Origin of the sequence: Mesorhizobium sp. M2E.F.Ca.ET.219.01.1.1 (genome assembly GCF_004016445.2) — a bacterium.
Lineage (GTDB): Bacteria > Pseudomonadota > Alphaproteobacteria > Rhizobiales > Rhizobiaceae > Mesorhizobium.
The window spans coordinates 467345-490395 of record NZ_SADT02000002.1; the positions used below are offsets into that span (position 1 = coordinate 467345).

Genomic DNA, 23051 nt, shown 5'->3' on the forward strand with positions numbered 1-23051 from the left:
CTTCAACGGATCGCCGCAAGCGATTCAGTTCAGGCCCTAATTCCGAACTGCTCAAGGTCTGCTTTAAGCGTGCCGGCGTCGGTGAACAGCACCGCCTGCCAGCCGGCGGCCCTGGCGCCGTCGACATTCTTCTGGCTGTCGTCGATGAACAGCGATGCCGCTGGCTCGAGGCCGAACGAAGCGACGTGATGGTCGTAGATGGCGCGGTCCGGCTTGATCAGGCCGATGTCGCCGGAGACGGTGACGCCGCGCGGCTTTTCCAGGAACGGGAAACGGGCGCGGGCCTCGCGGAACGTGTCCGAGGCCCAGTTGGTGAGCAGCGTGACGTCGCGGCCGTCCTCGATCAGGCCTTCCAGCAGCGCGACGCTGTCTTCATAGGCGTGCGGCGCCATCTCGTGCCAGTGGCGGCGGAAGTTACGGATGTTCTCGGCATGGCCGGGATGCTCGGCGATCAGCAGCGCCTCCGCCTCTTCCCAGGTGCGGCCGCGGTCCTGCTCGAGATTCCAGGCGCTGGTGCAGACATTGTCGAAGAACCATTTCCGCTCCCCGGCATCGGGGATCAGGCGGCTGAACGGGATGTCGGGATCGTAGTGGACCAGCACCTTGCCGATGTCGAACACGATGTGGCGGATTTCGGTCATGCGGGCCTCTTTGCACTGTGCGACGGTTTCTTCGTCGCGCCCGGTATCGCTGCTTCGATTGCCTTTTTCATGACAGTCGGCAGCGCTTCCCCGGAAATTTCATGGGCCAGCGACCAGAAATACCCCGACGGTGCATCGCCTGTGACCAGGGCATGGAAGACATCGAGCTCCAGCGCGAAATGGGTGAAGACATGGCCTATCTGCCCGGCGCGCCGCCAGTCGGCCGGAAAGGGCGCGGCCTCGGCCGTCGTGGCACCGTCGACCCGCGCCGTCCAGCCCGTGGTCGGCACCTCGGTCATGCCGCCGAGCAAGCCCTTCTCGGGTCGCTTGCGCAGCAGGATGGCGCCGTCGGCGCGCTCGGCGACGAAGGCCGCACCCTTGCGCAACGGCTTGTCGTCCTTCGGCAGGCGGACCGGGAAGCGTTCCGGATCGCCGCTGAGGATGGCGCTGCAATCCGCGCGCACCGGGCAGAGCATGCAGCGCGGCCGCTTCGGCGTGCAGATCGTCGCGCCGAGATCCATCATCGCCTGGGCGAAATCGCCGGGCCGCGTTTGCGGCACCAGTTGCTCGACCAGCGCGCGGATTTCGGGCTTGGCTTCGCTTAGCGGGGTTTCGATCGAGTAGAGCCGGGTCATGACCCGTTCGACATTGCCGTCGACGACCGCCGCCGGCTGGTCGAAGGCGATCGCCGCGATCGCCGCCGCGGTGTAGGCGCCGATGCCGGGCAATTCGCGCAGGCCCGCCTCGGTGTCGGGAAAGCGGCCGCCTCGCCGCGCCACGAGATCGGCGCAGGCCTTCAGATTGCGCGCCCTGGAATAGTAGCCTAGCCCCGCCCAGGCCTTCATCACGTCTTCGGCGGGCGCCGCCGCCAGCGCCTCGACCGTCGGCCATTTCTCGACAAAATTGCGGAAATAAGCCTTCACCGCCTCGACCGTGGTCTGCTGCAGCATCACCTCGGACAGCCACACGCGATAAGGATCGGCCCTCACGCCGCGCGCAAACGCGCCTGGCGTCACGCGCCAGGGCAGGTCGCGATGATGCGCGTCGTACCAGGCAAGCAGGCGCGATGCGATATCCAAGGATCCAGCCGCGCTGGTATCCGATCCAGCTTTGCTGGTATCTGCGGATCCGATATCGCCGGGTGCGGCCTGTTGTGATGCCTTGCGGGTCTGGTCTAGCGGTGCCATTGATCGGATGAATTGGGGACTGGAGAACGCACATGGCAGGGAAAAGGGCCTTCGGCAATCCCGTTCCGGTGAGCGATCTCGCGACCGAGATACTCGATCCGGTGCTGAAGAAGCGCGCCGGCATCTCGATCGGGCTGGTGCAGTCCTGGGAGGAGATCGCCGGCCCGCGCCTGGCCACTCATTCCCGCCCGGAAAAAATCCAGTGGCCCCGCCGGCTGCACGAGGACGACCCGTTCGAGCCGGCGACGCTGATCATCGCCTGCGAGGGCATGGCGGCGCTGCACCTGCAGCACGAGGCCGGCGAGGTCATCAACCGCGTCAACGCCTTCCTGGGCTTCAACGCCATCGGCCGCATCAAGATCCTGCAGAAACCGGTGCTTTCGCAAAAGGCGCGGCCGAAGCCCGCGCCGCGCCCCTTGACCGAGGCCGAGAAGGCGAAACTTTCGCATCTGGTCGGCAAGATCGAGGATGACGGCCTGCGCGCTTCGCTGGAGCGGCTTGGCGCCACAATTTTGGGTGAAAGGAAGCCCAAAGGGTCGTAAGAAGCGTCACGAATGCGTCACCAATCTCGCGCATTCGTGATGCTCAAGATCAAGTTTCACGATTGGATTGGGGATCGCGATGCCTTAATTCGCGCCAACTCTCGCCTTTTCTAGCCCTTGCATTGCAAAATCCAACCGATATCAGGTGATTCGCATGAACCGTGCCCCGTTTGGCAAGACCTTGTCCCGCAGAAACCTTCTGACCGCGCTGGCCGCCGTTCCCGCGGTGGCGCTGCTCGCCGCGTGCAGCGACTCGGGCGAGGATGCCAAGGCCGCCGATGTGAAGCCTGCCGACCCGTCGACGCCTGCCAAGCCGGCCGCGACGCCGGCCGCCGTCCAGGTGCCGGAGGCACAGGGCACGGTCGATATGGCGGAACTGCTGAAGCCCGGCGCGCTGCCCGAAAAGCATCTCGGCAAGGACGACGCCAAGGTCACCATCGTCGAATACGCCTCAATGACCTGCCCGCATTGCGCGCATTTCGCAATGACCACCTTCCCGGAGTTGAAGACCAAGTATATCGACACCGGCAAGGTCCGTTACATCCTGCGCGAATTCCCGTTCGACCCGAGCGCCGAGGCCGGCTTCATGCTGGCGCGTTGCTCCAAGGACAACTACTTCGCCATGGTCGACGTGCTGTTCAAGCAGCAGCCGAGCTGGGTCGGCGTCAACAACACCAAGGAAGCGCTGCTGCAGATTTCCAAGCTGGCCGGTTTTACACAGGAGTCCTTTGAGTCCTGCTTGACGGACCAGAAACTTCTGGACGATGTGAGAGCAGTCCAGAAACGCGGAGCGGACGAGTTCAAGGTCGACTCGACGCCGACCTTCTTCATCAACGGAAAGACCTACAAAGGGGCGATGTCGATTGAGGAAATGTCGGCCATCATCGACCCTCTGCTCTGACATCCAGGCCGCGCCGAAGCGGTCCGGCTTTGGCGCCATGGTCTGTAGTGTAGGGCGGCGCGAATGAAATTTTCGCGCCTTCGCCTCCTCGGTTTCAAATCCTTCGTCGAGCCCGGCGAGTTCGTCATCGAACGCGGGCTGACCGGCATTGTCGGGCCGAACGGCTGCGGCAAGTCGAACCTCGTCGAAGCCTTGCGCTGGGTGATGGGCGAAAGCTCCTACAAGAACATGCGCGCGTCCGGCATGGACGACGTGATCTTCTCCGGCTCCGGCGCGCGTCCGGCGCGTAACACCGCCGAAGTCACGCTTTTCCTCGATAACACCGACCGCACCGCGCCCGCCGCCTTCAACGACGCTGACGAGTTGCAGGTGTCGCGCCGCATCGAGCGCGAGGCCGGCTCGCTCTACCGCATCAACGGCAAGGAAGCCCGCGCCAAGGACGTGCAGCTTCTGTTCGCCGACCAGTCGACAGGCGCCCGTTCGCCCTCCATGGTCGGCCAGGGCCGCATCGGCGAGCTGATCCAGGCAAAGCCGCAGGCCCGCCGCGCGCTGCTGGAAGAGGCGGCCGGCATTTCCGGCCTTCACACGCGCCGGCACGAGGCGGAGTTGAGGCTGAAGGCGGCCGAGCAGAACCTTGAGCGTCTGGACGATGTCGTCGGCGAGCTGGAAGGCCAGATTGAGAGCCTGAAGCGCCAGGCGCGTCAGGCCTCGCGCTTCAAGAACCTGTCGGCCGATATCCGCAAGGCCGAAGCGACCCTGCTGCATCTGCGCTGGACGCTGGCAAAGACCCAGGAAGGCGAGGCGCGCTCCGCGCTTGCCGTCGCCACCACGCTGGTCGGCGATCGCGCCGCGGCCCAGATGGCCGCCGCCAGGGAGCAGGGCATCGCTGCGCACCGGCTGCCCGACCTGCGCGACGCCGAGGCCGCGGCAGCAGCGGCCTTCCAGCGCCTGTCGATCGCCAAGACGCAGATCGAGGAGGAAGCCGGCCGCATCCGCGCCCGCCAGACCGAGCTCGAACGCCGGCTGCAGCAGCTCGACGCCGACATCGCCCGCGAGGAGCGGATGGTGCGCGACAATGCCGCTATCCTCGAGCGCCTGCGCGCCGAGGAGGCCGAACTCAACTCGGACAATGCAGGCGCCGCCGAACGCGAAGCGACCACACGCGCCGCTTTCGAGCAGGCGGGTGCTACTCTGTCGCAGAGCGAAGCGAAACTTGCCGCGCTGACCGCCGAACGCGCCGAGGCGGCGGCCTCGCGCCACCAGATCGAGCGCACGCTGCGCGAGACCGCCGAGCGCCGCGACCGCTTCGCCCGTCAGCTCGCCGAGGTCGACCGCGAGCTTTCCGACATCGTCGCGCGCATTTCCGGCCTGCCCGATCCGGCCGAGAAGCGGCTGCTGGTCGAGGACGCGCTGGCCCGGCTGGAAGAGAGCGAGGCCGGCGCGATCGCCGCCGAGCAGGCGGTCGCCGAGGCCCGGGCCACCGAGAGCGCCGCAAGGCCGCCGCTGCAGGATGCCAGGGCGGAACTGGCGCGCATCGAGACCGAAGCGCGCACGCTGGCGAAGATCCTCAACGCCACCAGCGGCGGGGATCTCTTCCCCTCGGTGCTTGAGCAGATCAGCGTCGAGCGCGGCTACGAGACGGCGCTTGGCGCAGCCCTTGGCGAGGACCTCGACGTGCCGCTTGACCGCAGCGCCCCGGTGCATTGGGGCGAAAGCGCGATGCAGCCGGGCGACGCGTCACTGCCCGAGGGCGTGAAGAGCCTGGCAAGCGTGGTGCATGCGCCGGCGCAGCTCGCCCGCCGACTGGCGCAGATCGGCATCGTCGACGCCGCCGACGGCCGCCGGCTCCAAGCGCTTCTGGCTCCCGGCCAGAGATTGGTCAGCCGCGATGGCGCGCTGTGGCGTTGGGACGGCCTGACCGCGAGCGCCGACGCGCCGACCGCCGCCGCGCTGCGGCTGGCGCAGAAGAACCGCCTGGCCGAGCTCGATGCCGAAGCCGTGCAGGCGACGCGCGTCGTGCGCGAGGCGGAGGAGGCGCTGGCGCGCGCCGAACAGGCGATGCGCCAGGCAAACGAGGCCGAGCGCAATGCGCGGCAGGCCGGCCGCGACGCCCAGCATGCGTTGGATGCCGCCCGCAATGCGCTGGCCGAGGCCGAGAAGGCCGGCGGCGAGCTGGTGAGCCGCCGCGTTGCCTTGGAAGACGCCCGCGCGCGCATCGTCGAAAGCTATGAGGAGACGCAGGCTGCCTTCCTCGAAGCCGAGGAGATGCTGAAGGACGCGCCCGATCTCGGCGATCTTCAGCTGCAGCTCGAACAGGCTTCGGCCAATGTCACGCGCGATCGCGCCACGCTTGCCGACGCGCGCGCCGTGCATGAGGGGCTGCGCCGCGAGGCCGAGGCGCGCATGCGCCGGCTCGACGCCATCGGCGCCGAGCGCAGGAACTGGGTGGAGCGTGCCGAAAACGCCTCGACGCAGATCGCCGCGCTTGGCGAGCGCAAGGCGGAGGCCGAAGCCGAGCGCGAGCGGCTGGCGGATGCGCCGGACGAGATCGACGCCAAGCGCCGCGCTTTGCTGACGCAGCTTTCCGAGGCGGAGGCGCTGCGCCAGACGGCGAACGACCGCCTGCAGGAGGCGGAAAACAAGCAGGCCGAGCTCGACAAGGCGGCCACCGCCGCGATCCAGTCGCTTGCCGAGGCGCGCGAGACACGCGTGCGCGCCGAGGAGCGGCTCACCGCGGCGGACGAGCGCCGCGCCGAGGTCGAGGCGCGCATCCAGGAAGCTCTGAACACGCCGCCGCATCTGGTCATCCAGCATACCGGGCTCAAAGCCGACGATCCGATGCCCGACATGGCCGAGATCGAGCGCCAGCTCGACCGGCTGAAGATCGAGCGCGAGCGGCTCGGCGCCGTCAATCTGCGCGCCGAGGAAGAGCAGAAGGAATTGTCGGAGCGGCTGGAGACCATCGTTTCCGAGCGCGAGGACATCATCGAGGCGATCAGGAAACTGCGCCAGGCGATCCAAAGCCTCAACCGCGAGGGCCGTGAACGGCTGCTCTCGGCCTTCGAGGTCGTCAACGGCCATTTCCAGCGGCTGTTCTCGCATCTGTTCGGCGGCGGCACGGCCGAGCTGCAATTGATCGAGTCGGAGGACCCGCTGGAAGCGGGGCTGGAAATCCTCGCCCGTCCGCCGGGCAAGAAGCCGCAGACCATGACGCTGCTCTCCGGCGGCGAGCAGGCGCTGACGGCGATGTCGCTGATCTTCGCCGTCTTCCTCACCAATCCGGCGCCGATCTGCGTGCTCGACGAAGTCGACGCACCGCTGGATGACCACAATGTCGAGCGTTTCTGCAACCTGATGGACGAGATGTCGAAGACCACCGAGACCCGCTTCGTCATCATCACCCACAATCCGATCACCATGGCGCGCATGGACCGGCTGTTCGGCGTCACTATGGCCGAGCAGGGCGTCAGCCAGCTTGTGTCGGTCGACCTGCAGGCCGCCGAAGCGATGCGCGAGGCGAGCTGAGCTGGATTTCTAGTGCCTGTTCGCTGGATCAACCCGGCGGCGTTCACGGCGCGTTGCAATCCGGCGACTACAGACGCTGCCGGTCGCCATAGACATTGCGATCGATAGCCTGTCAGTCCGGTTCCCGGACAAGCTCGCTGAAAGCATTAAAATCAAGAAAACGTGTCCTGTGCCGGCCGCGACTTATGCCGTGTGCCAGATGGCGTCACTGGTAGCGTCCGTCACCAGTAAGGGAGGTCCATCATGAGAAAAAAAGCGGTGCGATATTGGTTGGAATTTCAGATGATATGTGATTTCTGTTGAGCGCATAGTTTCTCAATTAGCTGCATCGGGAATTATTTGAATTTTCTCCATCTTGTCGATCCAAGAGAAATGTGGTCGTGATGTTCGAAGCCGATCAAGAAAAGAAATTCTACTATTCGAGCGCCAAGCTCATAAGGCCACTCGTCGTATTCGCTATGATGTTCGGAATAGGGATTCTCAGCCTCTTTGTTCAGCACCCACCGCCCCTACTTGTCCTTAGTACATGGATTTGCTTGATTGCCGGCGGTTTGCTGGGCACGATGACGTTGCGTCAGCTCCTGACGCGAGCACCTGCGCTGGTGCTTTCGCCGCAAGGTGTGAAAGTCCGCTACCTAAGCGACACCGTACCTTGGAGCGCGATAACGAAGCTTTCTGAAGTGTCCACCAAGAACGCCGTCATTCTGAGGCTGGCCGTCGACCCTGCCTACGCCCAGAGCGTGCCGCGGCCATGGTATACATTGCAGCGGGGCGGCAAGTTGTCTCTCGGCGTCGCGATCAGCCAGATCGACACTGCCGGCACGGATATTGCTCAACTTTGCCGTAGCTACATGGCGGCGCACCCAAAAGCGCTCGATACGATGGAGGAACAAGCTGGCCGCAGTCTGCCGTCGTCTGCCACGCAGCCATTTGCTTCGTATGGGCTTATCGTCCTGCTGGCGGTCATCTATTGCGCTGAACTGGCCTTTGCCGTCGACTCCAACCAGGGTGGATCGCCCTCGACGCAAACCCTGATCGCGCTTGGCGGCATGTTCGGATCTTCGATCTGGGCCGGCCAGTGGTGGCGACTGGTCACGGCCACATTGATGCACGCCAGCCTCGCGCATCTTCTCGGCAACAGCTTTGCGCTTTGGCGCGCAGGGGTTTTGTTGGAGGGGTTGGTCGGCCGCCTGTGGTTCCTGGCGCTTTTTGCGCTATGCGCGGTGGGCGGTGAAGTCGCTTCGCTCTTCGTGACCCCGGCCAACACTGTAGGTGTTGGCGCGTCAGGCGGCATAGTCGGGCTTTTTGCTACGGCAATCGTGTTCAGCTTTCATTTCCGCTCCAGCGCGGAGCGCACTCTCATGCAAACGCGCGCGCTTTCGATTCTCGTTCCGGCAGTGCTGCCGCTTTTTGCCGGCCCCGATAACGGCCTGAGGATCGACTATTCCGCCCATATCGGCGGCGCCGTCGTGGGCGCGGTGCTTGCCCTGGCGCTGATGTTATTTTGGTCTCGCGACCAGGGCCGCCCACGCTACACTCGCGCCGCAGGAGCTGTTGCCGGCATTTTCGCCTTGATAGCGGTTGGTGCGCTCGTCCCGATCACCCGAACCTATGCCGCCTATCAGGAAGAGAGCGGCTTTGCGGCGTTCTTCGATGGTCGCTACGCCGATGCCGTTCGGCTGTTCGGAGAGCAGAGCGAGCTACCGGATGTGCCGGTCGCTTATTACGATCTGTGGCGTATCATGGCGATGGCATATGCAAAGGACCCGAGGCTGCAAGCGCAAGCGCAGCAAGCGCAAGCCAAACTCGCGCCTGAGACCTGGCCCTATCCGATCTTCGACCTGTTTACCGGCAAGCTGTCTCCAGAAGCCTTGCAAATGAAGGCCGCCGGCAATGATCAACTGTGCGAGGCCACTTTTTACAGTGCCGAGGAAAATCTGATCGAAGGGCATATCGAAATCGCAAAGCCATTGTTGAAGAATGCGTTGTCGATATGCCCGAAGACGTTTTTCGAGTTTGGCGGCGCACAGTTGGAATTGAGACGGCTGCGCGAAGACAGCGCCGGCTCTTGAATCCACATTTATCGTGCGGCGCCTATTCGCTCGCTTTAGACCGACCTACTTCTCAGGCGCCGTCGCCGGCGCAGTATATCTGCGCCGCACGGCATCGATCACCAGCTTGCGGCTCTCCTCGGCCGACAATGTCTTATCCTTCTCCGCCTCTGCCGTCTCGCGGGCAAGCTCCTTATCCCGGATCTGCTGGCGGAACCATTTGGAATAATCGCCAGCGCGCAGGTGATATTCCCAGGTCTTGTCGTCGATGCCTTCCGCCATCTGCGCGAAGATGATGAGATTGTGGGCTCTGAGGTTCATCGTCTTCTTTGGTCCGGTGAAATAGAAGCTGCCCGCCTCGTCGAGCTCGCCTTCGGCATATTTGCGGCTGTGCCGCTTCAGCGACTGGCTGGGCTCGATGGCCTTGACCGTGAACGGCTTCTTGCCGTCATGCGGCCGCCAGAACAGCACGCGGTCGCCCTTGGGCAGAGGAATGTCCTTCGGCGCCTTCAGCCCGGTTTCCGTGCAAAAAGTCATGATCACGCCCTTTGCCTTAGGCCCGAGCGCGATCACCGCCGTCACCAGACGCAGGGCGTCGGTGGAAATCGCTTCGGGATGGACGGTGATCAGCACCGTGCCGGGCAGCTCGATCGAAAGCACGGATCGCGTATCCGCGCGCCGCTTGGGCATCAAATGATGCGCCTCATCGATGATCAGCCAATGCGGCCTTGCGGTCCGGTAGCGGACATTGCCGAGGCCAGGCAGCAGTTCGGCGAAGAAACCGGGACGCTCATCGACCTTCAGCGCCAGGCCATTGACCACGACATTGTTTTGCGGCTTCTCGAGCAGTTCCAGCAATTGCTCCTTGTTCGGCGCGGTCGAGCCATTGCCGAGCGGCACCGCGCCCTTCAGCCCGTCATAGTCGCCTTCGGGATCGAAGATGCAGAACTGCAGCCCCTTCTCGACCAACCGCTCGGTGAGCGCCGTGGCCAGGGTCGATTTGCCGATGCCCGAGCTGCCGGCAATCAGCACCGTCTCTGTCGGCGACAGGTAAATCTCCTTGCCGCGCGAATTCCCGAGCAGCACACCGCGCGAGCGCTTCCTGGCAATCAGGTGGTCGTGCTTGATCAGCTTGCGGATCAGTTCCTCGACGCCCTTGCCGCGCGCCTCCTTGGCGAGGAGGTCGGCGGTTTCCTTGACAGCGGGCAATGCGTTGGCCACCGCGACGCTGCAGCCCGAGGCCCTGAGGAAAGCGTGGTCGTTCTCGGCATCGCCGACGCCCACGACGTTATGCGGCGACAGCTTCAGGTCTTCGAGCGCCGCCGCCAGTCCGGTCGCCTTGTTGATGCCGGAAGGCAGGATCATCACCGCGCCCTTGTTGAAGATGATCTCCAGCTCGAGTCCAAGCTTCTTGATGACGTCGAGCACGGTGGCCTGGTGCGGCTCCCAGGTGGCGACGATCGAGCGGCCGACCGAGAGCGGCTTCACGCCGCGCTTCTTCAGCCTGTCGACCAGTTCAGCGGAAGGCGAGGGCGAGATCGCGCGCTCTTCCTCGCTCGCCGGCGTGTAGATGAGCGCGCCGTTCTCGGCCACGACCTTGTCGAACAGGGAAAGTTCGGGAAACACCTCCTTGAGATCGGGCAGCTCGCGCCCGGTGACCAGGATCAGCTTGCGTCCGGATTTCTTCAGCTTCTCCAGCGCCGAGATCGTGCTCGCGGTGACCAGCCCGTCATGCGCCAGCGTGCCGTCATAATCGGTGGCCAGAGCCATGAAATACATCGGTTGAGCCTCTCCGCTGGCTGTCGTGCCCGGTCCGTCTGGAATGAACAACGCCTGTCGGCGGAAAAGGTTTTAGTTGGCGCCCTGCGGAGTGCCTCGCCGCGCGGACAGGCGAAGATAGTCGGCGGCGCCATCCTGTCGGCTGCAATTCCGAGCCGCAATTGTGCGGAAATGCGCCAAATGTGACGGCGTCGTCACCGTGGCTCGAGTGTCAGCTGATGTGGTAAGGTTGATTGTCGGCGAGGAGGAGAGGTACAGAAACAATGACTGTGAGACGAACCAGAGCTTACGTCACATCCGGCTTGGTTCTAGCGGTGTGCATTGTAGTTCCTTGGCAGAACGCCACTGCCGCTCAAAATTGCGACTCAGCCGCGACACCCGGCGTCAATTGGCAGGACTGTGACAAAAAGCTTCTCATCCTTAAAGGACAGGACCTGAGCGGGGCGAACCTGATCAGCGTTGATTTCACTTCGACCGACCTCAGGAACAGCAATCTCCTTGCGGCAAATTTTGAGAAGGCAACGCTTGTGCGTGCTTCCCTAGCTGACTCGACCGCCAAAGGCGCCCGGTTCGACAAAATCGAGGCCTACAGGACCGACTTCAGCCATATGGACGCGCAGGGCGCCGTGTTTACGAGCGCCGAAGTGCAGCGCTCGAATTTCGAGGACGCCAATCTGACGAATGTTGATTTCACAAAGGCGGAATTGGGGCGAGCGCAGTTCCATGACGCCGACATCAGTGGCAGCCGCTTTTCGTTTGCCAATCTCGCGCGGGCGGACTTCCGAGGAGCGACGTTCACCAAGCCGATAGACTTTGACCGCGCCTTTCTCTTTCTGACCCGTATCGAGGGCCTAGATCTTTCCAAATCGGCGGGCCTGTCCCAATGGCAGCTCAACATGGCTTGCGGAGACGCCCGGACCGAGTTGCCTTCTGGCTTGACCAGGCCTGAAGGTTGGCCCTGTCAATTCCAGGAGGAATAGTTGTCGGCAAGCGAACCGCGGTAATGCTGCACCCGACAGGGTCCCAGGACATCTGCTTAGCGGAACTAGAGCAATTCCAAGAGCGGTTTTCCGTCCGCAATTTGCGTACAAACAAAGAGAAAGCGGTTCGCCGTTTCCGTGAACCGGTGAAACGCTCTAGAGACCAAGATGATGACGACATGCGTGATCCCCAGGCCTATGTCGAAACCTTGCCGGAACGGGTTGCGCAAGCCCCCGCCAGGCGAGTGCGGTCAAGGTAGCCCATGTCGTCCGCCTACATGGTCAAGGTCGAAAATGGCGGTGGCTGGGGCGCCAGGATTCGAACCTGGGAATGTCGGTACCAAAAACCGATGCCTTACCACTTGGCGACGCCCCAGCAGGCGGGGCATGCCCGCTTGCGCGCGGCCTTATAGGACGGGTCGGAGCAAAGCTCAATGCCGGAAGACCAACTAAAATCGGCAGCGACGCGGGCCGCGAATCCGGCCAGTTCACCCTATCGCCGGCAGTAGAGCGCAAGCCGCACGCCGCGCGGCGGCTTGGCAGTAGCGCCGGCAGGGCAGCGGTTCAGCTCAGGCTCTCGGGAAGCAGGCGATGCATCCCTGCCTACGCTTGGGCCACGCGCGCGCGGCAATCGTCCAGAACGGCAGCGAGCGTCTCTTCGAAAGAATATCGGGGGGCCCAGCCAAGCAGGGTCCTGGCGCGGGTCGCATCGCCGACGATGCAGGGCAGGTCACTTGGCCGCATCCGCAAGGGATCCTGCTCGGTGACGATCTTGACGCTGCTACGGGCCAGCAGCAGGTCGAGAATGTCGCCCATCCGCCAGGAAAGGCCGGATGCAACATTGAAGATTGTGTTCGGCGCAAGATCGCGGCTGCGCAGGACCGCGCGCGCATAGGCATCGGCGATGTCGCGCGCGTCCAGGAAATCGCGCCTTGCGTCGAGATTGCCGACGCGGATGACCGGCGCAGCCAGGCCTGCTTCGATGCGCGCAATCTGCATGGCGAAGGCCGGCACCGCGAATGCCCCGGTCTGGCCTGGTCCCGTATGGTTGAAGGGACGCATCCGAACGCATTTCAACCCCCGGTATGACAGCGCGCCGAGCGCGAGGTCGGCCGCGGCCTTGGTCGCGGCGTAATCGTCGATCGGGGCAAGCAGCGTGCTTTCGTCGAGCGGTTGCCCGGTCTTTGCGCTTTCGCCATAGACCAGACCCGATCCGACATGGATCAGCCAGGCCTCCGGCGCCTTGTCGAGGACGGCATTGGCCACGTTGAGCGCGCCGTCCACGTGGATGCGCCAGGTGTTCTGGGGATCCGCCTGAGCGGCGTCGAGGGCCGCGAGCGCCGCCAGGTGGACGACATGCGTTGGCCGGTGGCGGGCAATGGCGTCCTTGACGGCGGCCGGGTCCGTCACGTCCAGTTCGTCGACCTCGCCGAAAACGGGATGCGGACCGCCATATTTGGAGGTCGCGGCAATGGCAATGTCGTCGCCGCAAACGCTGCGCAGCGCATCGCAGACATAAGGGCCGACAAAACCGTTGGCACCGGTCAGGAAAACGCGCACGGGCGCTTCACGAGCCATGACGGACCGTCCGCATGCGGATGCGTGTCGGAACGCGGTGCATCAAGTCATCGGCCCGTAAAAGCAAGAGTTTCCTTTCAACGCCTTGCCGCCGCGTGGCGCGCGAGATCGGCGTCCACCATTTCGCGGATCATCTCTTCCAGGGAGATCGTCGCTTCCCATCCGAGCTTCGCCTTTGCCTTAGCCGGATTGCCGAGCAGGATTTCGACTTCCGCCGGCCTGAACAGGTCGGGGTCGATGACAAGATGGTCGTCCATCTCAAGTCCCACATGCTCGAAGGCGATGCGGCACATGTCGCGCACCGTCGTCGTCCGGCCGGTGGCGACCACATAATCGTCGGGCCGATCCTGCTGCAGCATCAGCCACATGGCGCGGACATAATCCCTGGAGTGGCCCCAGTCGCGCCTGGCGTCGATGTTGCCCAGGCGCAAATCCCTCGCCAGCCCCATCTTGATGCGCGCGACGGCGTCGGTGACTTTGCGTGTCACGAATTCGATGCCGCGAAGCGGCGATTCGTGATTGAACAGGATGCCGCTCGAAGCGTGCAGGCCGAAGCTCTCGCGATAATTGACGGTGATCCAGTGGCCGAAGGCCTTGGCCACCGCATAGGGCGAGCGGGGATGGAAAGGCGTGGTCTCCGACTGCATCGGCTCCTGGATAAGGCCGTACATCTCCGACGACGAAGCCTGGTAGAAACGCGCCCCGGGCATTTCAAGACGCAGCGCCTCCAGCACATTGGTGACGCCGATGCCGGTGACGTTGCTCGTCAGGATAGGCTGCTGCCAGGACGATTTGACGAAAGACTGCGCGGCAAGGTTGTAGACCTCGTCCGGCCTTACGTCGCGCATGGTTCGGGTCAGGCCCGACAGGTCCGTGATGTCGCCATCCACGATCCGCACGTCGTTGTCGATGCCCAGCCATTTCAGCCGCATCGTGTTGACGTCGGCTGTGCTCGACCGTCTCGCCAGGCCGTGGACCTCATAACCCTTCGAAAGCAGGAGCTCGGCCAGATAGGCGCCGTCCTGCCCGGTAATGCCGGTTATCAATGCTGTCTTTGTCATCAATCAATGGTCTTGGTGATCGAGCGAGATGCGGGGCGCAAGTCCCCATCGTTGCTGGATTAGGCGCTCCAAGCCTGCGGCAACCGCCGGCACCGCTGTCATTATACGGCCTGGGCCTTATCCGCCAGTGCGGCGTCGCGCGCCCGTTGCAGCGTCATAGCCACGATTTCGGTCGCCCTGTGATGGCTGGCGGCCTCGGCGTAGCAGCGAAATTCGGGAGCGTTGCCGGAAGGCCGCAGATGGATAATCTCGCCGCTGGTCATTCGCGCCCTGAGACCGTCGGTCTCGTCTATGTCCGCCACCATGCCGAAGGGCGCCAGGAACCGCTGCAACGCGTCGCGATCGGCAAGCTTGCGCATCAGGCCGCGCGATGTCTCGACCGGGAAGTTCTCGAGCCGCTCACTGGCGCAGACCGGAAGATTCCAGGTTTCACGCAGGCTGGAGAGCGTTTTGCCGGCCGATGCCATCGTGCCCAGCACGGCCAGGATCGGCAAGAATGAATCCCGCGTCGGCAGCGCCGACAATATTCCGCCGTTCACCAAGCAGTCGGATCCCAGCAGAACCCCGCCATTGGCTTCGAAGCCGACGACGATGCCGCCTGCCTGCCGCGCGGCGTTCATTCCCTCTATGACGAAAGGGGACCCGACCTTCGTTCTCCTGACGCTGAACCCGAAAGCCTCGGATATGCCGGAGTTGGAGGTGACCGGCGTCACCACGACATCGGCCTTGAGGAAGAGCGCCGTGGCCAGCCCGATCAGGTCACCGCGGAACAACTCGCCATTCTCATCAATGACAAGGGGGCGGTCGGCATCGGCATCGGCCGAGACCACCGCGTCGAATTTGAACTCGCGCACCCAGTCCTGCACCTTCGCCATCGTTTCCTGGCCGACGGCCTCGGTGTCGACAGGCACGAAAGTGTCTGATTTGCCGACGGGGATCACATCGGCGCCGAAGGATCGCAGGACCTCGACCAGCAGCTCCGCCGCAACCGTGCTGTGCTGGTAGACGCCGAGCCTCATTCCCGAAAGAGCGCCAGCGGGCAGAATTGCCTCGACACGATCTCGAAAGGCCGCGAGCGCCTGTTCATGGCCGGCCTGCCGGTCCCCATATGCCGGCGGCCATGGATATTGATCCGACAGCTCAGCGACAGAAAGGGTGATCGCGGCCTCGTCCGCCTTGTCGATCTCGCCCTTCGGTCCATAGAACTTGATGCCGTTGCGGTCGGCAGGGATATGTGAGCCGGTCACCATCAGCGCCGCGGCGTCGTGCCGGCGGGCATAGAATGCAAGCGCCGGTGTGGGGATCGGACCGCAATCGACCGGCTGGAAACCGGATGCGGCCAGCGCCGCCATGCAGTCCTGCGCGATTGCCGGGCTGCTGTCGCGCAAGTCCCGACCCACGAAGACCTTGCCTTGCTGATATCCAGTCGACCGCAAGCGCCGGGCGAAGCCCTCAGTGTAAAGTCCGCTTGGCCTTCCGACCAATTCGGAAGCCAGACCTCGAACGCCGCTTGACCCGAATTTCATCAGCCTGCTTTTGCTGTTGGAAGATCGCCGCTGTTTGTTGGAGTGAGCCGAGCCTGGCTGTCAACAGCAAAAAAACCTCGAAATCCGCGTCTTTTCTAATATCCCCACACCGCCAGTTCGTTGCCTGCCGGATCGGTGAAATGAAACCGCCTGCCGCCGGGGAAGGAAAAGATCGGCTTGACGATGGTCCCCCCGGCGCTCTCGACCGCGTCCAGCGTTTCCTCGAGGTTTTCGGAGTAGAGCACGGGCAGCGGTTTGGCCGGCGCTTCCCCAGCATCAGCCTGGAAACCGCCGTCGAGCCCTTCGGCGAAAGCGGAATAGGTCGGGCCGTAGTCGGTGAACGACCATGAAAAGGCGGCGCTGTAGAAGGATTTGACGCTGTCCAGCGTGCCGCCCGTTGCCGGCAGCTCGAGATAGTCGAGTTTTCCGTTGAGTTTCATCACGCTACTCCACTATGTTCCTGTTATGTTCTATAACGTGCCATAACCTCCGGCAAGTCTTTTTGACGCAGCTTTTGCTTAATCGATTGTAGTGCCTGCGAGCGCCGGCCGGTGCCTTGCCTTTCGCACTGCAGCATCCTATCGCTCGGGCAGGGGAAGGCGGGGAACCGGGCCACGGTCCGGAGGTTTCTATCTTCCACGAACTGGAGGGCAAGCATGACCAAGTGGGTTTACACCTTCGGCGACGGCGCCGCCGAAGGCCGTGCCGGCGACCGCAATCTTCTCGGTGGCAAGGGGGCCAATCTGGCCGAGATGTGCAGCCTCGGGCTGCCGGTGCCGCCGGGCTTCACCATCACCACGGAAGTCTGCAACGCCTATTATGCCAATGGCCGCACCTATCCGGCCGCGCTTGAAGAGAGCGTGCTGTCGGCGCTCGACCACATCGGCGCGCTCACCGGCCGCCGGTTCGGCGATCCGTCGAAGCTGCTTCTGGTCTCCGTGCGCTCCGGCGCCCGGGCGTCGATGCCCGGCATGATGGACACGGTGCTCAATCTCGGCCTCAACGACGAGACGGTCGAGGCCCTGGCCGCCGATTCCGGTGATGCCCGCTTCGCCTATGACAGCTACCGCCGCTTCATCCAGATGTATTCCGACGTGGTCATGGGCCTCGATCACGAAGTGTTCGAGGAAATCCTCGAGGACCAGAAGGCGAGCCTCGGCCACGAGCTCGACACCGAGCTGACGGCCGCGGAATGGCAGGGCGTCATTTCGCTCTACAAGGCCAAGGTCGAGGAAGAGCTCGGCAAGCCGTTCCCGCAGGATCCCCACGAGCAGCTCTGGGGGGCGATCGGCGCCGTGTTCTCGAGCTGGATGAACAGCCGCGCCATCACTTATCGCCGCCTGCACGACATCCCGGAGAGCTGGGGCACGGCGGTCAATGTCCAGGCCATGGTGTTCGGCAATATGGGCGACACCTCCGCGACCGGCGTCGCCTTCACCCGCAATCCCTCGACCGGTGACAGGCAGCTCTATGGCGAATTCCTGGTCAACGCCCAGGGCGAGGACGTGGTGGCCGGCATCCGCACGCCGCAGAACATCACCGAGGCGGCGCGCATCGCCGCCGGCTCCGACAAGCCGTCGCTGCAGAAGCTGATGCCCGACGCCTTCCAGGCCTTCGTCGACATCTCCGACCGGCTGGAAAAGCACTACCGCGACATGCAGGACCTCGAATTCACCATCGAGCGCGGCAAATTGTGGATGCTGCAGACCCGCTCCGGCAAGCGCACCGCCAAGGCGGCGCTGAAGATCGCCGTTGAGATGGCTCGGGATGGCCTGATCACCAAGGAGGAGGCGGTCGCTCGCATCGATCCGGCCTCGCTCGACCAGCTCCTGCACCCGACCATCGATCCGAAGGCGGCGCGCGACGTGATCGGCATGGGCCTGCCGGCCTCGCCCGGCGCGGCCACGGGCGAGATCGTCTTCTCGTCCGCCGACGCCGAGGATGCCAGGGCTCAGGGACGCAAGGCGATCCTGGTGCGCATCGAGACCAGCCCGGAGGACATCCACGGCATGCATGCCGCCGAAGGCATTCTCACCACGCGCGGCGGCATGACCAGCCACGCCGCGGTGGTGGCGCGCGGCATGGGCAAGCCCTGCGTGTCGGGCGCCGGTTCGCTGCGTGTCGACTACAAGGCCGGCACGCTGGTCTCGATGGGGCAGACCTTCCGCAAGGGCGACATCATCACCATCGATGGCGGCAACGGCCAGGTGCTCAAAGGGGCGGTCGCCATGCTGCAGCCGGAGCTGTCCGGCGATTTCGCCGCCATCATGGAATGGGCGGACGCGGCGCGCCGCATGAAGGTGCGCACCAATGCCGAGACGCCGCTCGACGCGCGCATGGCGCGCTCCTTCGGTGCAGAGGGCATCGGCCTTTGCCGCACCGAGCACATGTTCTTCGACGGCGCCCGCATCGTTGCCATGCGCGAGATGATCCTGGCCGACACCGAAAAGGACAGGCGCGCGGCGCTCGATAAGCTCCTGCCGATGCAGCGCTCGGACTTCCTCGAGCTGTTCGAGATCATGGCCGGCCTGCCGGTGACGATCCGCCTGCTCGACCCGCCGCTGCATGAATTCCTGCCCAAGACCGAGGCCGAGCTCGCCGAGGTCGCTTCGGCGATGAACGTCTCGGCCGACAAGCTGAGGCAGCGCACAGAGGCGCTGCACGAGTTCAACCCGATGCTCGGCCATCGCGGCTGCCGGCTTGCTGTCTCCTATCCGGAGATCGCCGAGATGCAGGCGCGCGCCATCTTCGAGGCAGCCGTCGAGGCCGGACGCAAGGCCGGCGCGCTGGTGGTGCCGGAAATCATGGTGCCGCTGGTGGGACTGGTGAAGGAGCTGGAATACGTCAAGGCGCGCATCGACGCGGTGGCGCAAAGCGTCATGCAGGAGACCGGCACCAAGATCGATTACCTCACCGGCACGATGATCGAATTGCCGCGCGCGGCGATCCGCGCCCATGTCATTGCCGAAGCGGCCGAATTCTTCTCCTTCGGCACCAACGACCTCACCCAGACGACCTTCGGCATCTCGCGCGACGACGCGGCGTCCTTCCTCGAAACCTACCGGCAAAAGGGCATCATCGAGCAGGATCCGTTCGTGTCGCTCGATGTCGATGGCGTCGGCGAGCTGGTGCGGATCGCCGCTGAAAAGGGCAAGGCGACCCGCCCCGGCATCAAGCTCGGTATCTGCGGCGAGCACGGCGGCGATCCGGCTTCGATCCGCTTCTGCGAGGACGTCGGGCTCGATTATGTGTCGTGCTCGCCTTACCGTGTGCCGATCGCCAGGCTGGCGGCCGCGCAGGCGGCCGTGGCGGCGGCGAAGGGTGCTGCAAAGCGCGCCTGAGGGCCATTCCGCGGAGCGGCAGCCCAAGGGACCTTACGGTTTTGTATGGAATGTCACACGAACGTGCGTGTGACTGCCCTGAATCTCGACACCGTTTCGAGGGAGTTTCCGACACCGAACTTTTTGGTGTCAGAAACCCATGTTGCAGATTGCTCCCACTGCTTTCCGGTCGATCCTTATCCTGCAGACCAAATTCATCGGCGACATCGTGCTTGCCTCGGCGCTGGCGAACAACCTGCAGCTCGCATATCCAGGCGTAAGCATCGCGTTTCTTTGTGAAACGCATTTGGCCGGCTTCCTGACGGCTCACGGCATTGCCGCCGAGGCCATCCCTCTCAGCCGTGCCAGGATGCGTGGCACGCCGTTCGAGCGCGGACGCGAGCTCTTCCGCGTGGTGCGGGAATTGCGGCGGCGTCGCTTCGATATGACCATCGACATCACCGACTCGAAAACCTCGCGCTTCATTTCCGGACTGGTCAATGCTCCGGTCCGGATCGGCTATTCTCCGACGCAGCGGCCTCTGCGCTGGCACGAACGCCAGCCCGCCAATATCAGGATGAAGCCCTTCGGATTTGGCAAAAAACACTTTCTCTACCGCTATCTGTCTCCGCTGGAGGCGCTCGGCGTCGACCTGCGCGTCAAGGCGCCGGCCATTCGACCGCTGCCTTTCGAGACGACCCGCGTCCTGGCTTTGCTGGCCCGGCATCGCATCCTCCCAAACGCCTTTGTCGCGGTTCATGCCGGAGCAAGTTTCGCCGGGCGCCGCTGGCAGCCGGAGCGCTTTGCCGAGGCAATCGACAGGATTGCCGGCGAGACAGGCTTGCGTGTGGTCCTGGTCGGCGGCCCGGACGAAAGCGAGGCGACCGACAGGATCCTGGCCGCGGCGAAGACGCCTGTCGTCAATCTGGTGGGCGCGCTGCGGCTGGAAACCCTGCTTGCGCTGCTCAAGGAGGCGCGGCTGTTTCTCGGCAACGAAAGCGGGCCGATGCATATGGCGGCCGCGGCCGGTACGCCGGTTGTCGGCCTGTTCGGCCTGACCAGTCCGGTCCGCTGGGCGCCGGTCGGCGTTCCGAGCATCTCGCTCAGACCATCCGTGCCCTGTGATTGCGTCGGCGGCGACCTGTGCCGCCGGACCGATCCGAGCAAGGCCTGCTGCGTCTGGCGCCTTGAGGTCGATCCGGTGGTCGACGCGGTGCTGGAGCTCCTGGCGCGCACCGAGATGGTCCTGGAAGCCGCGGTCTGATATCGGCGGGAGATCTGGTGTCGTCCGTCGGCTGCATTGCAAAGCAACGAAATAGAGGCTGACCACTTCCATGAAATCGTGAAGTGCTCAGCCGGGTGCGAGTCAACTCTGGTCCACGACCTTGTCGTCTTGTATATGAGGGCCACGTGAAACATGCGCGTGGCGGCCCCGGATGTCGACGTCTCAACCCAGTTCTGGTGGCCGGACACAGATATTGCAGGGCCCCTTCGCAGGCGTCCGCTCGATCCTGATTCTGCAAACGAAATACATCGGCGATCTTGTTCTTGCCTCGACGCTGGCGAAGAATCTGCGGATCGCCTATCCGGAGGCCAGAATTGTCTTCCTGTGCGAGGCTCGCTTCGCAGGCTTCCTGACTGCGCACGGGATCGCCGATGAGACCGTCGCTTTCAAGCGCTCGAGCGCGCGTGGCACGGTATTGCAGCGCGGCCTGGAACTCTACCAGGTGTTGCGAAAGCTGCGTCGGTTGGCCTGCGATATGACCATCGACCTGACCGATTCAAGGACGACGCACTTCGTCGCCATGGTCGTCAACGCCAGGATCCGGGTGGGCTATTTTCCGACCGAGCGGCGATTGCGCCGATTTGAGCGCCAATCCGCCAACGTCCGGGCCAAGCCCTTCGGCTATGGCGAGAGGCATTTTCTCTATCGTTATCTTTCCCCGCTCGAGGCGCTTGGGGTGGATCTGCGCGTGCGGTTTCCCTCGATCGAGCCGCTGCCGTCGGAAACGGCGCGGGTCCTGACGTTGCTGGACAGCTTCGGTCTTCGGCGCAAAGCCTTTCTGGTCGTGCATGCCGGAGCAAGCTTCGCGGGGCGCCGATGGCAGCCCGAACGCTTCGCCGCGGTCATCGACATGATTTCCAGCGAAACCGGTCTCTCCGTCGTCCTGGTCGGCGGTCCCGACGAAACCGAGGCGAACGACCAGATCATGGCCGCGGTCAAGACGCCGGTCATCAACCTCGTAGGAGCGCTATCGCTCGAAACGCTGATAGCGCTGCTCAAGGAGGCGCGGCTCTTCCTCGGCAACGAAAGCGGCCCGATGCATATGGCGGCCGCAGCCGGCACGCCGGTCGTCGGCCTATATGGCCTGACCAACCCGATCGCATGGGGGCCGGTCGGTGTGCCCAATATCGCACTGCGGCCATCCATGCCTTGCCAGTGCGTGGCCGCCGACATGTGCCACCGGACCAATCCAGGCAAGGCATTTTGCGTCTGGCGCCTGGAAGTGGATGCGGTCGCCGATGCCGTGCGCGAGCTTCTGGCGCGGACGGAGACGGCCCCGCAAACCGCGATGTAGGGCCAAGCAACTTTTCGCGACTGCCGCTGTTTGCGCTGTTTGCCGTCCCGATTTTCGCCTAGATGCCCGTCTTGTTGAGGCGAGTTTTGTTTGCGCGGCACGGCGACGGCCGAAAGCGCCGGTTTGGAATGGATGATGGGTATGCTTCGAAACACTCTTTGTGCGCTGGCGTTGTCGGTGTTCGGGACGTCGCCCGGCAATGCAGCCACGCTGGTCGAGCCGACACTGCATCTGAAGCCGCAAGCCGCGGAAGGGGGCGGGCGAGTCGCCCTCACGCTCGATGCTTGCGGGGGAAAGACCGACACCCGAATTCTTTCGGCACTTGTCGACAACCGCATACCGGCGACCATCTTCGTTACCGGCATCTGGCTCAAGCGCAATGCCGCGGCCGTCGAGATCATGCGAGCCCATCCTGATCTGTTCGAATTGGAAAACCATGGCGGCCGCCACATTCCGGCGGTCGATATGCCGCGCAAGATTTACGGCATAAGCAGCGCCGGCAGCCCCGACGCTGTGCAGGCCGAGGTTGAATCCGGCGCCGCAGCACTCGCCAGCGCGGGTGGGCCGGCGCCCAAATGGTTTCGCGGCGCCACGGCGGAATACAGCCCATCGGCGATCGCCATGATCCGCAAGCTGGGCTTCAAGATCGCCGGCTTCTCGGTCAATGGCGACGGCGGCTCACTGCTCGGCGCCAAGGAAACGGCACGCCGCATCGGCGCCGCCAAGGACGGCGATGTCATCATCGCCCACATCAACCAGCCGACGCATGCGGCCGGCGAGGGCGTGGTTCAGGGGCTGTTGGCCTTGAAGAAGAAAGGCATGACCTTCGTGCGCCTGGACGATGCCGACGGGGTAGGCAACGACGGCACCACCGAGTGATCGGTGGCCACCTCAGCCGGGCTCAGCTTCGACCGTCACTTTGCTCGTGTAGAACGCGCCGTGATTGCGGATCTCGGTCATCTCGTCGAACGGTTGCTCGTAAGCCCACATCGCGTTCGTGCCGGCTTCGCCGGCCGCCTGGACGCTCCAGTAGCTGGCATCGCCCTTGTACGGGCAATGCGTCGAGTGCTCGGTGCCGGCCAGCTTGCTGAAATCGATGTCGTCGAACGGGATGTAGAAGGCGGCCGGATAGGGCGGCTCCGAAAGCACCTTTGCCCGGGTCGACCGGGCGATGACGGTGTCGCCCGCGCGTACGGTAACGGTGCCGCTATAGGGTTCGATGGTGATCACCTTGTCCGGATTGCGCTGGAAGCCGGGGGCAGGATTGGCGAGCTTGTCCATGAATGGTCTCCTTGGGGAAGACTTAGATGTGTCGGCCAAGCGCGTCGCGCAAGCGCTCGCCACGCGCAACGTCATCACCATTCATTGAAGTCTGTTTCCA

The 23051-nt window shown here is 64.0% G+C and carries 17 protein-coding genes and 1 tRNA gene; 9 read left to right on the forward strand and 9 right to left on the reverse strand.

Features of this window, described 5'->3' with window-relative positions; translation table 11 throughout:
- Positions 1 to 29: 29 nt before the first annotated feature.
- A complete protein-coding gene (locus tag EN862_RS12655) occupies positions 30 to 641 on the reverse strand; it encodes an HAD family phosphatase (protein WP_127867099.1) in 612 nt (203 codons plus the stop codon).
- Positions 638 to 1828 carry an A/G-specific adenine glycosylase gene (gene mutY / locus EN862_RS12660; protein WP_127867100.1) on the reverse strand — a complete coding sequence of 397 codons (1191 nt, stop codon included), beginning with the start codon at positions 1826 to 1828 and terminating at the stop codon, positions 638 to 640. The genes EN862_RS12655 and mutY overlap by 4 nt, the downstream gene beginning before the upstream one ends.
- A gap of 32 nt (positions 1829 to 1860) precedes the next feature.
- Between mutY and EN862_RS12665 the strand changes: the two genes are divergently transcribed.
- From EN862_RS12665 to EN862_RS12680, 4 genes are all read left to right on the forward strand, one after another.
- Complete coding sequence (locus EN862_RS12665) at positions 1861 to 2370, forward strand: DUF721 domain-containing protein (RefSeq protein ID WP_127867101.1); 510 nt, start codon at positions 1861 to 1863, stop codon at positions 2368 to 2370.
- 154 nt (positions 2371 to 2524) lie between these two features.
- Positions 2525 to 3271 (forward strand): DsbA family protein, encoded by a 747-nt coding sequence (locus EN862_RS12670; protein WP_127867102.1) that lies wholly within the window; start codon positions 2525 to 2527, stop codon positions 3269 to 3271.
- 63 nt (positions 3272 to 3334) lie between these two features.
- The gene (smc, locus tag EN862_RS12675; RefSeq protein WP_127867103.1) at positions 3335 to 6796 is read left to right on the forward strand and encodes a chromosome segregation protein SMC; all 3462 of its coding nucleotides are present in this window, start codon (positions 3335 to 3337) and stop codon (positions 6794 to 6796) included.
- A gap of 383 nt (positions 6797 to 7179) precedes the next feature.
- Positions 7180 to 8868, forward strand: coding sequence for a rhomboid family intramembrane serine protease (locus EN862_RS12680; RefSeq protein WP_127867104.1), 1689 nt, complete (start codon positions 7180 to 7182; stop codon positions 8866 to 8868).
- A 45-nt stretch (positions 8869 to 8913) separates the two neighbouring features.
- Here EN862_RS12680 and EN862_RS12685 read toward each other — a convergent pair whose 3' ends face one another.
- On the reverse strand, positions 8914 to 10626 hold the full coding sequence (locus EN862_RS12685; RefSeq protein WP_127867105.1) for an HAD family hydrolase: 1713 nt from the start codon (positions 10624 to 10626) through the stop codon (positions 8914 to 8916).
- Between the two features lie 263 nt (positions 10627 to 10889).
- Between EN862_RS12685 and EN862_RS12690 the strand changes: the two genes are divergently transcribed.
- Entirely contained in the window at positions 10890 to 11606 is a 717-nt protein-coding gene (locus tag EN862_RS12690; protein WP_127867106.1) for a pentapeptide repeat-containing protein, read from the forward strand.
- Between the two features lie 301 nt (positions 11607 to 11907).
- Here EN862_RS12690 and EN862_RS12695 read toward each other — a convergent pair.
- From EN862_RS12695 to EN862_RS12715, 5 genes are all read right to left on the reverse strand, one after another.
- A tRNA-Gln gene (locus tag EN862_RS12695) sits at positions 11908 to 11982 on the reverse strand.
- A gap of 227 nt (positions 11983 to 12209) precedes the next feature.
- On the reverse strand, positions 12210 to 13184 hold the full coding sequence (locus EN862_RS12700) for a GDP-mannose 4,6-dehydratase (RefSeq protein WP_127867107.1): 975 nt from the start codon (positions 13182 to 13184) through the stop codon (positions 12210 to 12212).
- A gap of 77 nt (positions 13185 to 13261) precedes the next feature.
- Positions 13262 to 14245, reverse strand: a complete 984-nt coding sequence (gene gmd / locus EN862_RS12705; RefSeq protein ID WP_127867108.1) for a GDP-mannose 4,6-dehydratase — start codon at positions 14243 to 14245, stop codon at positions 13262 to 13264.
- A 101-nt stretch (positions 14246 to 14346) separates the two neighbouring features.
- Positions 14347 to 15771 carry a phosphomannomutase gene (locus EN862_RS12710; RefSeq protein ID WP_127867109.1) on the reverse strand — a complete coding sequence of 475 codons (1425 nt, stop codon included), beginning with the start codon at positions 15769 to 15771 and terminating at the stop codon, positions 14347 to 14349.
- A 95-nt stretch (positions 15772 to 15866) separates the two neighbouring features.
- Complete coding sequence (locus EN862_RS12715) at positions 15867 to 16211, reverse strand: VOC family protein (RefSeq protein WP_112125853.1); 345 nt, start codon at positions 16209 to 16211, stop codon at positions 15867 to 15869.
- A 216-nt stretch (positions 16212 to 16427) separates the two neighbouring features.
- Here EN862_RS12715 and ppdK point away from each other — a divergent pair, with 216 nt between their 5' ends.
- The 4 genes from ppdK (at position 16428) to EN862_RS12735 (ending at position 22549) form a co-directional block, all read left to right on the forward strand.
- Positions 16428 to 19112, forward strand: coding sequence for a pyruvate, phosphate dikinase (ppdK, locus tag EN862_RS12720; protein ID WP_127867110.1), 2685 nt, complete (start codon positions 16428 to 16430; stop codon positions 19110 to 19112).
- A 139-nt stretch (positions 19113 to 19251) separates the two neighbouring features.
- On the forward strand, positions 19252 to 20355 hold the full coding sequence (locus EN862_RS12725; protein WP_127867111.1) for a glycosyltransferase family 9 protein: 1104 nt from the start codon (positions 19252 to 19254) through the stop codon (positions 20353 to 20355).
- A gap of 214 nt (positions 20356 to 20569) precedes the next feature.
- Positions 20570 to 21670: a glycosyltransferase family 9 protein gene (locus EN862_RS12730; protein WP_245519562.1), complete on the forward strand. Its 1101-nt coding sequence runs from the start codon at positions 20570 to 20572 to the stop codon at positions 21668 to 21670.
- Positions 21671 to 21805: 135 nt separating this feature from the next.
- Positions 21806 to 22549 carry a polysaccharide deacetylase family protein gene (locus EN862_RS12735; RefSeq protein ID WP_127867288.1) on the forward strand — a complete coding sequence of 248 codons (744 nt, stop codon included), beginning with the start codon at positions 21806 to 21808 and terminating at the stop codon, positions 22547 to 22549.
- Between the two features lie 12 nt (positions 22550 to 22561).
- Here EN862_RS12735 and EN862_RS12740 read toward each other — a convergent pair whose 3' ends face one another.
- Entirely contained in the window at positions 22562 to 22951 is a 390-nt protein-coding gene (locus tag EN862_RS12740; protein ID WP_127867112.1) for a DUF427 domain-containing protein, read from the reverse strand.
- Between the last annotated feature and the right edge of the window lie 100 nt (positions 22952 to 23051).

What these genes read in the sequence shown, in the direction of transcription:
- EN862_RS12725 (WP_127867111.1), top strand. Translation starts at nt 19,252, where the DNA reads ATGTTGCAGATTGCTCCCACTGCTTTCCGGTCGATCCTTATCCTGCAG.
- EN862_RS12655 (WP_127867099.1), bottom strand. Translation starts at nt 641, where the DNA reads ATGACCGAAATCCGCCACATCGTGTTCGACATCGGCAAGGTGCTGGTC.
- ppdK (WP_127867110.1), top strand. Translation starts at nt 16,428, where the DNA reads ATGACCAAGTGGGTTTACACCTTCGGCGACGGCGCCGCCGAAGGCCGT.
- EN862_RS12685 (WP_127867105.1), bottom strand. Translation starts at nt 10,626, where the DNA reads ATGTATTTCATGGCTCTGGCCACCGATTATGACGGCACGCTGGCGCAT.
- EN862_RS12670 (WP_127867102.1), top strand. Translation starts at nt 2,525, where the DNA reads ATGAACCGTGCCCCGTTTGGCAAGACCTTGTCCCGCAGAAACCTTCTG.
- EN862_RS12710 (WP_127867109.1), bottom strand. Translation starts at nt 15,771, where the DNA reads ATGAAATTCGGGTCAAGCGGCGTTCGAGGTCTGGCTTCCGAATTGGTC.
- EN862_RS12700 (WP_127867107.1), bottom strand. Translation starts at nt 13,184, where the DNA reads ATGGCTCGTGAAGCGCCCGTGCGCGTTTTCCTGACCGGTGCCAACGGT.
- EN862_RS12690 (WP_127867106.1), top strand. Translation starts at nt 10,890, where the DNA reads ATGACTGTGAGACGAACCAGAGCTTACGTCACATCCGGCTTGGTTCTA.
- gmd (WP_127867108.1), bottom strand. Translation starts at nt 14,245, where the DNA reads ATGACAAAGACAGCATTGATAACCGGCATTACCGGGCAGGACGGCGCC.
- EN862_RS12665 (WP_127867101.1), top strand. Translation starts at nt 1,861, where the DNA reads ATGGCAGGGAAAAGGGCCTTCGGCAATCCCGTTCCGGTGAGCGATCTC.
- EN862_RS12680 (WP_127867104.1), top strand. Translation starts at nt 7,180, where the DNA reads ATGTTCGAAGCCGATCAAGAAAAGAAATTCTACTATTCGAGCGCCAAG.
- smc (WP_127867103.1), top strand. Translation starts at nt 3,335, where the DNA reads ATGAAATTTTCGCGCCTTCGCCTCCTCGGTTTCAAATCCTTCGTCGAG.
- EN862_RS12735 (WP_127867288.1), top strand. Translation starts at nt 21,806, where the DNA reads ATGGGTATGCTTCGAAACACTCTTTGTGCGCTGGCGTTGTCGGTGTTC.
- mutY (WP_127867100.1), bottom strand. Translation starts at nt 1,828, where the DNA reads ATGGCACCGCTAGACCAGACCCGCAAGGCATCACAACAGGCCGCACCC.
- EN862_RS12740 (WP_127867112.1), bottom strand. Translation starts at nt 22,951, where the DNA reads ATGGACAAGCTCGCCAATCCTGCCCCCGGCTTCCAGCGCAATCCGGAC.
- EN862_RS12715 (WP_112125853.1), bottom strand. Translation starts at nt 16,211, where the DNA reads ATGAAACTCAACGGAAAACTCGACTATCTCGAGCTGCCGGCAACGGGC.